This window comes from Photobacterium sp. GSS17 (assembly GCF_028621875.1).
Taxonomy (GTDB): Bacteria; Pseudomonadota; Gammaproteobacteria; order Enterobacterales; family Vibrionaceae; genus Photobacterium; species Photobacterium ganghwense.
In genome coordinates, this window is sequence record NZ_CP117518.1 from 1,493,944 (window position 1) to 1,506,660 (window position 12,717).

Here is a 12,717-nt window from a genome sequence, read left to right on the forward strand (position 1 = left end):
CCCTATGTCTGAATCCAAACGTAATACGCTCGGCAAGTTCGGCTTATTGTCGATGACTTTTGCCGCCGTTTTCAGCTTTAACAATGTCATTAACAACAACATCGAAATCGGTCTGGCTTCGGCGCCGATGTTCTTTCTGGCAACCATTTTTTACTTTATTCCGTTTTGCCTGATCGTGGCGGAGTTCGTTTCCCTGAACAAAAATTCGGAAGCCGGTGTGTATGCCTGGGTCAAAAGCTCTCTAGGCGGACGCTGGGCATTCATTTCCGCCTACACCTATTGGTTCGTGAACCTGTTCTTTTTTACCTCGCTGCTGCCGCGCGTTATTGCGTATGCCTCTTATGCGTTCCTTGGCTACGAGTACGTGCTTACCCCGTTTGCGACCACTTTCCTCAGCATGCTGCTTTTTGCCTTTGCCACCTATGTTTCAACCAACGGAGCCAAAATGCTGGGGCCGATTACGTCGGTCACTTCCTCACTCATGCTGCTACTGACGCTGTCTTACATTCTGCTGTCCGGCGCAGCGCTGCTGGGTGGTGTCGAGCCTGCTGACCCTATTACGGTAGAGGCGATGATCCCTGATTTCAGCTGGGCATTTCTTGGCATTACAACCTGGATTTTTATGGCTGCCGGTGGCGCAGAATCTGTTGCCGTGTATGTCAATGACGTAAAAGGCGGATCTAAATCTTTCGTCAAAGTGATCATTCTGGCCGGTATCTTTATCGGGGTGCTGTATTCGGTCGCTTCTGTGCTGATCAATGTGTTTGTGGTCAGTGACGACCTCAAATTCACGGGCGGCTCAGTTCAGGTTTTTGAAGGCCTGGCAACCCATTTTGGCCTGCCTGAAATTCTGATGAACCGCTTTGTCGGACTGGTTTCTTTCACCGCCATGTTTGGCTCGCTATTGATGTGGACAGCTACACCAGTGAAAATTTTCTTCTCTGAAATCCCGTCCGGCATTTTTGGTGAGAAAACTGTCGCGCTGAACGAAAACGGCGTACCGGCTCGCGCAGCCTGGATCCAGTATCTGATTGTTCTGCCGCTAATGATTATCCCTAGTCTGGGTTCCAACACTGCACAGGATCTGATGAACACAGTGATCAACATGACTGCTGCGGCTTCTATGCTGCCACCACTGTTTATCATGCTGGCCTACCTGAACCTGCGTCTGAAGCTGGATCATCTGGAACGCGACTTCAAAATGGGCTCACGAATGACCGGGATTGTGGCGGTCTCTATCCTGATTGGTATTTTCACCGTCGGCTTCCTGGCATCGACATTCCCGACCGGTGCCGACATCATGACCATCATCTTCTACAACGTCGGCGGAATTGTGATTTTCCTTGGCTACGCGTGGTGGAAATACAGCCAGTACGAGAAGACGTTATCAAATGAGGAGCGCCTGGCGGAAGCCAGCCCAGCCGCTCTGGCTATCGATTAATGTCGCCGTCACTTCTGGTGAGTTAGTCATGCAGCCCCTTCCTAAGATGGAAGGGGCTGTTGCATTTGACCAAACCCAGTTATACCCGTTCTGATGCCGTTGCTTTTAAAAACAAGACGTTGCATATTGTCATTCTATCCGCTTCAGAAAAACGTTCGCATCGCAGTAAAAACGACATGGATAAATCACCCATTAAACAGGCCACAACCAGAATAGCCTGACGGGAGCGAGACCGGAACCAAATCATACCTATCGTTGAGCAGCACCTCGTGCGCTGCAGCCTCAATGGACCCGACAATGACAGCTTCAGGGATAAGCATGACAGAGACAAACTTCATACCGCACCACACGTTATACCCCCGCCCCTTAGCGGCTGGCAGCAAAATTGCCGTGACGGCTTTTTCCTCCGGCGTAGAAGCAGAGTGTCATCCGAGGTTGAACAAAGTGCTGGCGAACCTCAAAGCACAAGGATTTGACGTCATTGAAGGCCAGTGTCTGCGACAAAACATTAAGCACGCCAGCGCCAGCAAAGCACAACGCGCACAGGAGCTGATGCGGTTCCTGTGTGACGATTCCATTGATGCCGTGATGCCTCCCTGGGGCGGCGAGCTGGCAATGGATATCCTGCCCCTGCTTGATTACGACCGTCTCCGCACCGTGCGTCCCAAATGGCTGGTTGGGTTTTCCGATGTCAGCACCGTATTGACCGCCATGACCACCAAGCTGGGCTGGGCTACCGTTCACACGGCCAACCTGATGGAGATGCATCCTGATGAGGGCTGTGCATTCGTAACCAGCGTGATCCCCTATTTGAAACAAGAAGCCGGGGCCAGCCTGCATCAGCAATCCTCCACCGCCTATCAGATTCATGGCGAATCGTTTGCTGTCAATCCGGATACGATCCTCAAGCCTTGCGAGCCGACCTATTGGAAACTGCTTGGCAAACAGCGTAGTGCCGCTTTTCGCGGGCGACTCATTGGAGGGTGCTTTGATATCCTGCACCACCTTGTCGGCACAGAATATTTGGATCTCAACGCATTGGATCGGCGCTTTCAAGGTGACGGTATTATTCTCTATCTCGAAAATGCAGAGATGTCACCAACCGATCTATACCGCGCCCTGCTTAGCCTGAAATACCGGGGGGTCTTCAGCAAAGTCAACGCCGTGATCTTTGGCCGCAACGCGTTTATCTCTGATTCTATGGCCGCCGACGCCAATCAGGCCATGACCTCAGAAGAAGCCCTGCTGTCAGCCCTTGACGATATCGATATTCCTGTCGTGTACGATGCCGATATCGGTCACTTGCCACCGAATCTGACCCTGTTTAACGGGGCACTTGCCGAAGTGGCTGTCGATAACGGGCGGGCAACCGTCACCCAGTACCTGAAGTAAATCCGCAACCAGACTGGCAGACGCCCCCGACGCCAGCTGGTAGCAAGCATTAGATATTAGTCGGTCTTAGATTTTCGGTGATAGATATTCGGTGATAGATATTCGGTGATAGATATTCGGTGATAAATATTGGGTGATAGATATTGGGTAATAGTTTTTGGGTAATAGTTTTTGGGGATTCAGCGGGCTCTGGTTAGCCAATGTCCAGCCAGCTTAAAAGCAGGGGCATGATACATGCACGAAACCAGTGACACCGTTTTCGGGAACAGATCAAAGTGGAACCGTTCCCAAGCAAGGGCAAAAAAGAAGTCAGGACAAGCCTGACTGCAATAATGACAGGGTGAAAACACCACATGTCTGAATTGTGATTGTTCGTTATACGCTCATGAATGAGCAACACCGATTCTATTACGTCCCCGCCTGATACCCAACCGGCTTTTTGGCATAAAAAGCGAGCGATCACGGAAATCAAACAACCCAGCGAAATTTCTGTGATCAACCGCTGATCACCCTTCGATATAACCAGGTTCCGTGAGGTTGAACCAGTTTTGCGTTCATCTCTGCAACCAAGTTTGTTACAGTTTTTCCTATCTTTGACTCTGTTTATGCTAATCATCTGAAATGGAAGAAATCTTTTTTGCCGGTGGCTGTTTGTGGGGCGTTCAGGAGTTCATGAAGCACCTGCCCGGCGTCATAAGCACCGAAGCGGGCCGAGCCAACGGCACAACGAACACGACCCAAGGCGAGTATGACGGCTATGCCGAGTGTGTTCGCACCCAGTTCGACCCAAGCATGATATCGGTTGAGCAGCTGATGGACTATTTTTTCGAGATCATCGATCCCTACAGCGTGAACAAACAAGGACAGGATGTGGGAGAAAAATACCGCACCGGTGTTTACAGTCGCCATCCGGCACACTTAGAAAAAGTGCAAAATTACATCCTTGCCCGAGATGATGCGCGTTTGATCGCTGTAGAGGTGTTACCGCTGCACAACTATGTCAAAAGTGACGATGAGCATCAGGACAGATTGACCCTTCACCCTGAAGATCACAGCTATTGCCACATCCCGTTTGATCTTTTGCATAAATACAAAAAAACCTAGCAGGCAGAACTTCGAAGAGCATGACTGCCGACCACAAAAGCCGGTATAAAAAAACCGCTGTCATCACAGCGGTTTTTTGTTTCTGTTACTGTCTGTCCGGCCCAAGCCCGTCAGGTAATGTTACGCCGACTGCGGACGCGGCTGACGACGCTTTGCTGCTTGCGGATTACCGCCTGGCTTTTTGCCCGCAGGTTTACCCGGTTTAGCAGCACCCGAACGCGATGAACCTGGTTTGGCACCAGCGGCATCTCGCGCTTGCCCTTTTGGTTTGCTGTTGCCTTTAGCGGCACCGTTTTTCACTGGGCCTTTCGCAGCCCCTCGGCCAGCGCCACCATTGGTGCGACGTTTTGGTTGCTGTCCGGCTTTAGATTCCTTACCCTCAGCATTTGCAGCACCTGGCGTTTTTGGTTTTTTCGGCTTCTTCGGTTTAATTGGACGCGTATCCAGTTTCGATTCCGGTACGGTATTGGTTGCCTTATAGCCGTCCAGTTCAACACGCGGAAGCAGTTCCTGAATCAAACGCTCAATCGCGAACAGTTCTGGCGCTTCTATGGCAGAGACCAAAGAAATGGCCTTACCGGTTTCTCCCGCACGGCCGGTACGCCCGATACGGTGTACATAATCTTCCGCCACTTTTGGCAGTTCAAAGTTCACCACCTGAGGCAACTGAGGAATATCAATCCCGCGAGCAGCGATATCCGTCGCCACCAGCACCCGAAGCTCACCTGACTTAAAGTTGGCCAGCGCTTTGGTACGAGCCCCCTGGCTCTTGTTGCCGTGAATTGCCGCAGCCGCCAGACCTTCTTCAGTCAAGAATGCAGCCAGTCGGTTTGCGCCGTGCTTGGTACGGGTAAAGACCAACACCTGCTGCCAGTCACCGTCTTTAATCAGCTTAACCAGCATTGGCGCTTTCTTTTTCACGTCCGCCGGATAAATGCACTGCTCAACCGTTCTGGCTGTCGAGTTTGCCGGGTTAACCGAAATCTCAACCGGATTGTTCACCAGCCCCTTGGCCAGCGCTCGGATTTCATCAGAAAACGTGGCAGAGAACAGCAGGTTCTGGCGCTTCGCTGGCAGCAAATCAAGAATTTTCCGGATATCGCGAATAAAACCCATATCCAGCATGCGGTCTGCTTCATCCAGAACCAGCACTTCCAGTTGATCAAACTTCACCGCTTTCTGCTGATACAGATCCATCAAACGACCCGGCGTAGCCACCAGTACATCAGCCCCTTTGCGCAGACGCAACATTTGCGGATTAATCTTCACGCCACCAAAAACTACTGCACTGTTCAGCGGCAGGTGACGGCTGTAGGTGTACACGTTTTCCTGTACCTGAGCCGCCAGTTCGCGGGTTGGCGTCAGGATAAGGGCACGGATGTGATTGCCCTTGACTCGCGGGCCATTAGCCAGGCGATCCAGAATCGGCAGCGTGAAGCCTGCGGTTTTACCTGTCCCAGTCTGAGCTGCAGCCATGACATCTTTGCCTTCCAGCACGGCAGGAATCGCCTGCGCCTGAATAGGTGAAGGGGTATCGTATCCTTTTTCCTGAACAGCTTTAAGGATTGGTGCAGAAAGACCTAACGAGGTAAAACCCATATTTGATTCTCAATTGTTGTTGATATAAACATTCGTCGCCAACGATAGTGACGAAAAGTCCGACATTCTGAGGTTTTCACGGCGGTGTAGCAACCAAAAATTGTCTTTTGCCCACCAGAAAGCAGGAAATCAGGGGGAAAGTGGGATGGACTGGAAGGTTACTTAAGGGAAATGAGCGGCACTGGCCTCTCTGGTTACATCCCAAGCAGTGGTTACCTGTCGCCAGATACGAAAAACCCCAGCATCTCTGCTGGGGTTTAGAATGTGGCGGAGAGATAGGGATTTGAACCCTAGATACGCTATTAACGTATGCCGGTTTTCAAGACCGGTGCTTTCAACCACTCAGCCATCTCTCCGTAAGTGCGGTGAATATTACGAATCCCGCGGTAGCTTGTAAAGGCCAAAATTACCCACACCGAATCAAGTGATTAAGGTTGCAGCGATAACATGGATTTTGTCGCCTTTCCGATCATTTCACCGGCTATTTTTCATGCATAATACCGTCAGATGTCAGGAATATTCAGTTAATCAGGAGACGTGATGCCTACCCTTACTCCCCAACCAACCATGAGTGACTTCCAGCACTATGTCGCGGAATTGGAAATCGAACGCAATTTTGCCCAGCAACCGGTGCTAGCAAAATGCCTGTTAATGGGTGAAGAAGTCGGCGAACTGTTTAAAGCCATTCGCAAAGCAGAAGGAATCGCCACCGATCCTCACTCAACAGTCGGCGACATTGGTGATGAGCTGGCTGATGTGTTTATCTACCTCTGCTCACTGGCAAACCGCTATGACATAAACCTTGAACATGCCTTTCGCCAAAAAGAAGAGAAAAATAAACAGCGCACCTGGTCAACCCGCTAAGACCGGGATGACCCACCAGAATTTCGGTGATCAGCTTCGGTGCCAAATTCTAAATTGATGATTCTGGATTGAAGTCGCTGAATTTGAGGCGCTGGATTGAAGATATTGGAGCTATATACAGGAAAGGCTTGGCAATGTTGCCAGCCCTTACCCGATGAGCATCCAACTACCTTGTTGTAACACTCGCACTCGAAGAAAACAGGGCGTAGTTTGAAGTGCGAGCCGCTTACTGTGACTTGTTTGTACGGGTTTTCTCAACTCCCCTCTCTGTTTTCTATTTTCTTTTCTCTGCTTTCTTTTCTCAATTGTTTTTCTCTGCTGTCAGTCCTCTGTTCTCAGCTCGCCCCTTGAAGCACTCGTCATTTAACCCTGTATGCTAAATCGGGTAGCACACTGAGAGTCTCACTTTTTAATCCTGCCAGTCTCAAATAACGGCCCTTTGTTAATGAGATGTAACCTTTTGTTGTGAGCGTTTTGTATACAATATACATTTTCTATCAGACCCACTCACACGGAAGTAAACGGATATGATGAAAGCCAAGAAGATCGTACTGCTCAGTACCCTGATAGCGAGTTTGCTTTGCCCGGCGGTAATGGCCGCCCCCTATCCGGCGGGAACCCAACTGGCCAAGAAACAGGAAATTACCCTGAATAATGGCGCAGAAGTCACGTCCATCGATCCGGCCAAGCAGGCTGCTGAACCGGCATTTAATCTGGGACGCGACTTATTTGAAGGGCTCACCACGCAGGATAAAACCGGTAAAACCATTCCGGGTATCGCGACCCGCTGGGAGGTTAACGACGACAATACGGTGTATACCTTTCATCTGCGCCCTTCCCGTTGGTCAAACGGTAAGCCACTGACTGCACAGGATTTCGTGTACAGCTGGCAACGTCTGATCAATCCTGAAACCGCCTCGCCGTATGCCTGGTTTGCCGCCATTCCCGGTATTGTTAATTCGAAGGCCATCATGAACGGCCAAGCTGATCCCGCCACCCTTGGCGTGAAAGCCATTGATGATCTGACGTTTGAGGTCACGCTGGAGAAGCCCGTGCCGTTTTTCGTCAAATTGCTGAGCCATCCGGTGCTGGCACCGGTGCCGCGTGAAATCGTTGAACAACATGGCAGTGCCTGGACCCAACCGGCACATATCGTGACCAATGGCGCTTTCACCGTTGCCGAATGGAAGGTGAATGAAAAAATGGTGATGGTGAAAAATGCCCACTACTGGAACACCGATGAGGTGGTGCTGGATAAAATTACTTGGCTACCAATTGGGGATGCCAACGTGTCACTGAACCGCTTCCTGGCGGGTGAGATTGATGAAGCCCTGTCGATCCCGGCAGCACAAAAGAACCGCATCCTGAAACAGTTCCCGGAGAAGGTCGCCAATACCGGTGCGTCACTGGGTTCGACATTCTACTACCTGAACACGCAATCCGGTGCGACCCAGGATTTGCGCGTGCGTCAGGCTCTAGCCTACGCCATTGACCGCGACATCATGACCCAAGCGGTGGTGAAAAACGGCGGGGTGCCAATGTATACCCTGGTGCCGCCGCAAACAGACGGGTTCCAGAGTTTTATCCCGGAATTTGCCACCTGGACACAAAAAGTCCGCAACCAGAAAGCCAAGCAACTGCTGACGGACGCCGGTTACGGCGCAGCAAATCCTCTTAAGCTGACTTTCACCATTCCAACGTTCTCTACTGACGTCAAAATCGCCACGGCGATGGCGGGCATGTGGAAAAGCGTGCTGGGTGCTCAGGTGGAAATCAAACAGCTGGAACCCAAGGTGTTCTATGCGTTGAAAGAACCGGGCAACATCAGCCGCGGCGGCTGGACGGCTGATTACAACGAAGCCTCAACCTGGCTGGATATCTTTGTTTCCAACGGCGAGTACAACGATTCCCGCTACAACAACCCGCAATATGATGAATGGATGCAGGAGTCCAAGTCCCTTTCCGATCCCGCCGCAATCTACATGCAGGCTGAAAAACAGTTGATCGCCGATATGGCCGTCATTCCGATGTTCCGCCCGGGCGATGATCAGTACCTGCGCCAGCCTTATATCGGCGGCTATGAACGCACAAATCCAGAGTCGGCATTCTATCGCAAGAACGTCTACGTCAAGGCGCACTAATGCCTCTGCCGGCGCACGTTTCTCGGTTTATAACCCGGTATTGAACTTGGCATGGCGACGCAGCCGGCACCCTGACCGCGCTGCCCGCTATGCCATTTTCTGCAAGCGTTATGGTCAGACTTCCACTGGCTGGGCTCTTCAGCTGGTTGAGAGGTTGATGTTGATTATGCGCTTCAAGGAAGCCGACATCGTTCAAATCGGTCAATAAGGTGACCTAATGTTTCTCTATATTTTTCGTCGTATGTTAATCGCCATTCCGACTCTGCTGTTCATCGCACTGGTGTCGTTCTGGCTTATGCACATTGCACCCGGTGGTCCATTTGATATGGAACGGCCAATGCCGGAGATCGTTCGCGCCAATATCGAGGCCAAGTTTCACCTGAACGAGCCATTTTTAGTGCAGTTTTTCATCTATATCTCAAACTTTGTTCAGGGCGATCTGGGGCCGAGTTTTGTTTATCAGGACTTTACCGTCACCCAGTTGGTCGCCCAGTCCTGGCCGGTTTCCGCCATTCTGGGATTGCTGTCGTTTGTAATTGCTGTCCCGACCGGCATGTTTCTCGGCACGGTGGCGGCTCTGAATCGCAACAGCCGACTGGATTACCTGCTGATGTCCCTGTCGATGACAGGCATCGTGATTCCGGCATTCGTACTGGCTCCGGTGTTAGTAACGGTGTTTTCTGTACACCTGGGCTGGCTGCCTGCCGGTGGCTGGGAAGGCGGCAAACCCGCATTTCTGGTGCTGCCGGTACTGAGTCTGGCCATCGGCTCCATCGCCAGCATTGCCCGGGTCATGCGCGGGGCGATGATCGAAACCCTGAACCAGCCTTACATCCGTACCGCCAAGGCCAAGGGGCTCTCAACCCGCTATATCCTGATTCACCATGCGCTACGCCCCTCACTGATCCCCATCATTGCCATGCTGGGTCCCAGTTTTGTCGCCGTGGTTACGGGCTCAGTCATCATTGATATTTTCTTTGGTACCGGTGGTATGGGTCAGCACTTTGTCTCTGGCGCACTGAACCGGGATTACGGCCTGGTGATGGGAATTACCCTTATCGTGGCCACGCTCACCATCCTGTTTAACCTCGTGGTCGACATTCTCTATACCGTCATCGACCCTCGCATTCGTATGTAGGAACCCGAGCATGTTAACGAAAAAACTCGACACACAGGCACTCACTGAATCACTGACCCAAACTCCCGATGCGGTAGAAGGCCGCAGTCTGTGGCAGGACGCCTGGGGGCGGTTCCGGCAGAACAAAGCGGCCATGGGTTCAGTAGGTGTACTACTGCTGATCGTCCTGTGCATCTCCTTTGGCCCATCCCTGTCATCGTTCGCCCACGATGAAATTGACTGGAGCGTAGTGGCAGAGCCCCATGAGCTGGGCCGACCGTCCCTGAGCTCCGGCCACTATTTCGGCACCGACGATCTGGGACAGGATCTGTTTGCCCGCACCATGCAGGGTGGTCGGCTGTCGATCATGGTTGGCTTCCTCGGCGCACTGGTGGCCGTGGTGATCGGCACCTTATGGGGCAGCATCTCCGGCTTTGTCGGAGGAGTCGTCGACAGCGCCATGATGCGGGTGATTGAGGTGCTGGACTCAGTACCCTTTATGTTCATGGTCATCATGTTTGTGACCCTGTTTGGCAACAATATCTATCTGATTTTTATTGTCATAGGCATGGTGTCCTGGCTCGGTATTGCTCGGGTGGTACGGGGCGTCACATTCAGTCTGAAAAAACGCGAGTTCATCGAAGCCGCGCATTCGATCGGGGTATCGCGACTGACCATTGTCCGCCGCCATATTCTGCCGAATGTTCTGGGCATTGTGATGGTGTATTCCTCGCTGATGGTGCCCGGTTTCATCATGTTTGAATCGTTTCTCAGCTTCCTTGGGCTTGGCGTGCAGCCGCCGGATACCAGTTGGGGCGTCCTGATCTCAGAAGGTGCGAAAACTATCGATGTTGCCATCTGGCAGCTGCTGTTTCCGTCTCTGTTTCTGGTTGCCACGCTGTTCTGTTTTAACTTCATCGGCGACGGCCTGCGTGACGCACTGGACCCGAAAGACCGTTAATCCGCGCAGCGCGTGAAAGCGCTGCTCACAAGGAAAAGTTCGCAAGGATAAGCAATGACGATTTTATCTGTAGAAAACATGAATGTGCGCTTTCGCACCCCTGACGGGCTGGTGCAGGCGGTCAGTGATCTGTCGTATTCCGTCAGCGCCGGCGAAACCCTGGGCATTGTCGGCGAATCCGGCTCAGGCAAAAGCCAGTCGGTTTTTGCCCTGATGGGGCTGACCGCAGACAACGGCATCACAGAAGGCCAGGCAAACTTCCACGGCACCAATTTACTTGGCCTGTCTGCTCGTGAGCTCAACCATATCCGCGCGGAAAAAATCGGGATGATCTTTCAGGATCCGATGACCTCGCTTAACCCGTTCGTCAAAATCGGTAAACAGCTGGCTGAAGTGCTGTGCATCCATAAAGGCATGAGCCGAAAAGAGGCCAACCTTGCGGCGATTGCCATGCTGGATGCGGTGCGTATTCCTTCCGCAGCAACGCGGATGAACCAGTATCCGCATGAGCTCTCCGGCGGTATGCGCCAGCGGGTGATGATTGCCATGGCCCTGTTGTGCAAACCTGAACTGCTGATTGCCGATGAACCGACTACCGCTCTCGATGTGACGGTACAGGCACAGATCCTGGCGCTGCTACGGGATCTGCAAACCGAATTTAACACCGCCATCATTCTGATCACCCACGACATGGGGGTGGTCGCCGAAATGTGTGACCGGGTGCTGGTCATGTACGGCGGACGTAAAATGGAAGAAGCGGAGACCTTCACGCTGTTCGATCGCCCAGCGCATCCTTATACGCAAGGACTGCTGCAAGCGATTCCGTCCATTCATGAAGACATGGATCGGTTGCCGACCATCCCGGGTAACCCACCCAGTGCGCTGATCAATCATCAGGGCTGTCCGTTTAAGAATCGCTGCAGTCTAGCTGAATCCGTCTGCCACCAGCAAATACCGGATTTTACCCGACTGTCTGCGACGCAAGCACTCGCTTGTCATCTCAAGGAACAGGCTTCTCACCTTGCTGGTGCGGCATCCCTGTCATCGTACAACGCCGTTCAAAACCCTGTCGTGAAATCAGCCTGAGGAAAACACCATGGAACACCAACCAACCTTGCTGTCGGCACGCGGATTGAAAGTCCATTTCCGCACAGGTCAGACAATTCTGCCACGCTGGCTGTCGTCGCATCGTCCCGAGGTGAAAGCGGTGGACGGCATTGATTTAGACATCTATCAAGGAGAAACCCTGGGGATTGTCGGTGAGTCCGGCTGCGGCAAATCGACCCTGGCACGCGCCCTGCTGCGTCTGATTGAACCGACAGATGGCAGCCTGTACTGGCAGGGAGAGGACATGCGGGCGTACAACAAATCGACGCTGACCCGCAAACGGCGTGACTTTCAGATGATTTTTCAGGATCCCTCCGCGAGTCTGAACCCGCGTCTGACCATCTCAGAATGTATCGCAGAGCCGCTGCTTACCCATGAACCCCAGCTTTCCCGTCGCGACCGCGAGCAACGCGTGTTCCAGATGATGGACAAAGTGGGTCTGCTACCCAGCCAGAGAAACCGTTATCCCCATGAATTTTCCGGCGGACAGTGCCAGCGGGTTGGCATCGCCCGCGCGCTGATCCTCAATCCCAAACTGATCGTGTGTGACGAACCCGTCAGTGCACTCGATGTGTCAATTCAGGCGCAGGTCATCAACCTTCTCAGCGACCTGCAAAAGGAGATGGGGCTGACCATGGTCATGATTGCCCACGACCTGAGCGTAGTACGCCACATCAGCGATCGGGTCATGGTGATGTATTTGGGTCGCCCCATGGAAATCGGCCATTTCCGGGACGTGTTTGACGATGCCCGTCACCCTTACACTCAGGCACTGCTGTCCGCCGTGCCTGTTGCCAACCCACAATTGGCCAGAACCCGGGATATTCAGCTGCTGCCGGGCGACCTACCGTCACCGCTGAATCCGCCGTCGGGCTGCGTGTTTCGTACCCGCTGTCCGCAAGCAACAGAGGACTGCGCCGAGCAACGTCCGCCACTGACCGGTAAAACCGGCCACCATATTTTCTGTTCACAACTTGATGTTTAAGGAAAA

The 12,717-nt window shown here is 52.5% G+C and carries 10 protein-coding genes and 1 tRNA gene; 9 read left to right on the forward strand and 2 right to left on the reverse strand.

Annotated elements, in window-relative coordinates; translation table 11 throughout:
• The first annotated feature begins 4 nt into the window (after positions 1-4).
• From PGW97_RS23105 to PGW97_RS23115, 3 genes are all read left to right on the forward strand, one after another.
• Positions 5-1,441, forward strand: a complete 1,437-nt coding sequence (locus tag PGW97_RS23105) for an amino acid permease (RefSeq protein ID WP_273859963.1) — start codon at positions 5-7, stop codon at positions 1,439-1,441.
• Between the two features lie 318 nt (positions 1,442-1,759).
• Positions 1,760-2,833 carry a S66 family peptidase gene (locus PGW97_RS23110; protein WP_273859964.1) on the forward strand — a complete coding sequence of 358 codons (1,074 nt, stop codon included), beginning with the start codon at positions 1,760-1,762 and terminating at the stop codon, positions 2,831-2,833.
• 621 nt (positions 2,834-3,454) lie between these two features.
• On the forward strand, positions 3,455-3,937 hold the full coding sequence (locus tag PGW97_RS23115; RefSeq protein WP_273859965.1) for a peptide-methionine (S)-S-oxide reductase: 483 nt from the start codon (positions 3,455-3,457) through the stop codon (positions 3,935-3,937).
• Between the two features lie 120 nt (positions 3,938-4,057).
• Here PGW97_RS23115 and PGW97_RS23120 read toward each other — a convergent pair whose 3' ends face one another.
• Positions 4,058-5,536, reverse strand: coding sequence for a DEAD/DEAH box helicase (locus PGW97_RS23120; protein WP_207103858.1), 1,479 nt, complete (start codon positions 5,534-5,536; stop codon positions 4,058-4,060).
• 265 nt (positions 5,537-5,801) lie between these two features.
• A tRNA-Ser gene (locus PGW97_RS23125) sits at positions 5,802-5,892 on the reverse strand.
• 184 nt (positions 5,893-6,076) lie between these two features.
• On the opposite strand from PGW97_RS23125, the gene PGW97_RS23130 reads away from it, so the two are divergent.
• The 6 genes from PGW97_RS23130 to PGW97_RS23155 all read left to right on the forward strand — a co-directional run bounded on the left by PGW97_RS23130 (position 6,077) and on the right by PGW97_RS23155 (position 12,711).
• Positions 6,077-6,400 carry a MazG nucleotide pyrophosphohydrolase domain-containing protein gene (locus PGW97_RS23130; protein WP_207103859.1) on the forward strand — a complete coding sequence of 108 codons (324 nt, stop codon included), beginning with the start codon at positions 6,077-6,079 and terminating at the stop codon, positions 6,398-6,400.
• 530 nt (positions 6,401-6,930) lie between these two features.
• Positions 6,931-8,541 (forward strand): peptide ABC transporter substrate-binding protein, encoded by a 1,611-nt coding sequence (locus PGW97_RS23135; protein WP_273860649.1) that lies wholly within the window; start codon positions 6,931-6,933, stop codon positions 8,539-8,541.
• Between the two features lie 217 nt (positions 8,542-8,758).
• Positions 8,759-9,679: an oligopeptide ABC transporter permease OppB gene (gene oppB, locus PGW97_RS23140; RefSeq protein ID WP_047886266.1), complete on the forward strand. Its 921-nt coding sequence runs from the start codon at positions 8,759-8,761 to the stop codon at positions 9,677-9,679.
• A gap of 10 nt (positions 9,680-9,689) precedes the next feature.
• Positions 9,690-10,619 carry an ABC transporter permease subunit gene (locus PGW97_RS23145; RefSeq protein ID WP_047886267.1) on the forward strand — a complete coding sequence of 310 codons (930 nt, stop codon included), beginning with the start codon at positions 9,690-9,692 and terminating at the stop codon, positions 10,617-10,619.
• A 54-nt stretch (positions 10,620-10,673) separates the two neighbouring features.
• Complete coding sequence (locus PGW97_RS23150) at positions 10,674-11,705, forward strand: ABC transporter ATP-binding protein (RefSeq protein WP_273859966.1); 1,032 nt, start codon at positions 10,674-10,676, stop codon at positions 11,703-11,705.
• Between the two features lie 10 nt (positions 11,706-11,715).
• The gene (locus tag PGW97_RS23155; protein ID WP_273859967.1) at positions 11,716-12,711 is read left to right on the forward strand and encodes an ABC transporter ATP-binding protein; all 996 of its coding nucleotides are present in this window, start codon (positions 11,716-11,718) and stop codon (positions 12,709-12,711) included.
• Positions 12,712-12,717 lie beyond the last annotated feature (6 nt).

Bases quoted from the DNA above. Each gene is read 5' to 3' on its own strand.
- PGW97_RS23105 (WP_273859963.1), top strand. From the start codon at position 5: ATGTCTGAATCCAAACGTAATACGCTCGGCAAGTTCGGCTTATTGTCG.
- PGW97_RS23110 (WP_273859964.1), top strand. From the start codon at position 1,760: ATGACAGAGACAAACTTCATACCGCACCACACGTTATACCCCCGCCCC.
- PGW97_RS23115 (WP_273859965.1), top strand. From the start codon at position 3,455: ATGGAAGAAATCTTTTTTGCCGGTGGCTGTTTGTGGGGCGTTCAGGAG.
- PGW97_RS23120 (WP_207103858.1), bottom strand. From the start codon at position 5,536: ATGGGTTTTACCTCGTTAGGTCTTTCTGCACCAATCCTTAAAGCTGTT.
- PGW97_RS23130 (WP_207103859.1), top strand. From the start codon at position 6,077: ATGCCTACCCTTACTCCCCAACCAACCATGAGTGACTTCCAGCACTAT.
- PGW97_RS23135 (WP_273860649.1), top strand. From the start codon at position 6,931: ATGAAAGCCAAGAAGATCGTACTGCTCAGTACCCTGATAGCGAGTTTG.
- oppB (WP_047886266.1), top strand. From the start codon at position 8,759: ATGTTTCTCTATATTTTTCGTCGTATGTTAATCGCCATTCCGACTCTG.
- PGW97_RS23145 (WP_047886267.1), top strand. From the start codon at position 9,690: ATGTTAACGAAAAAACTCGACACACAGGCACTCACTGAATCACTGACC.
- PGW97_RS23150 (WP_273859966.1), top strand. From the start codon at position 10,674: ATGACGATTTTATCTGTAGAAAACATGAATGTGCGCTTTCGCACCCCT.
- PGW97_RS23155 (WP_273859967.1), top strand. From the start codon at position 11,716: ATGGAACACCAACCAACCTTGCTGTCGGCACGCGGATTGAAAGTCCAT.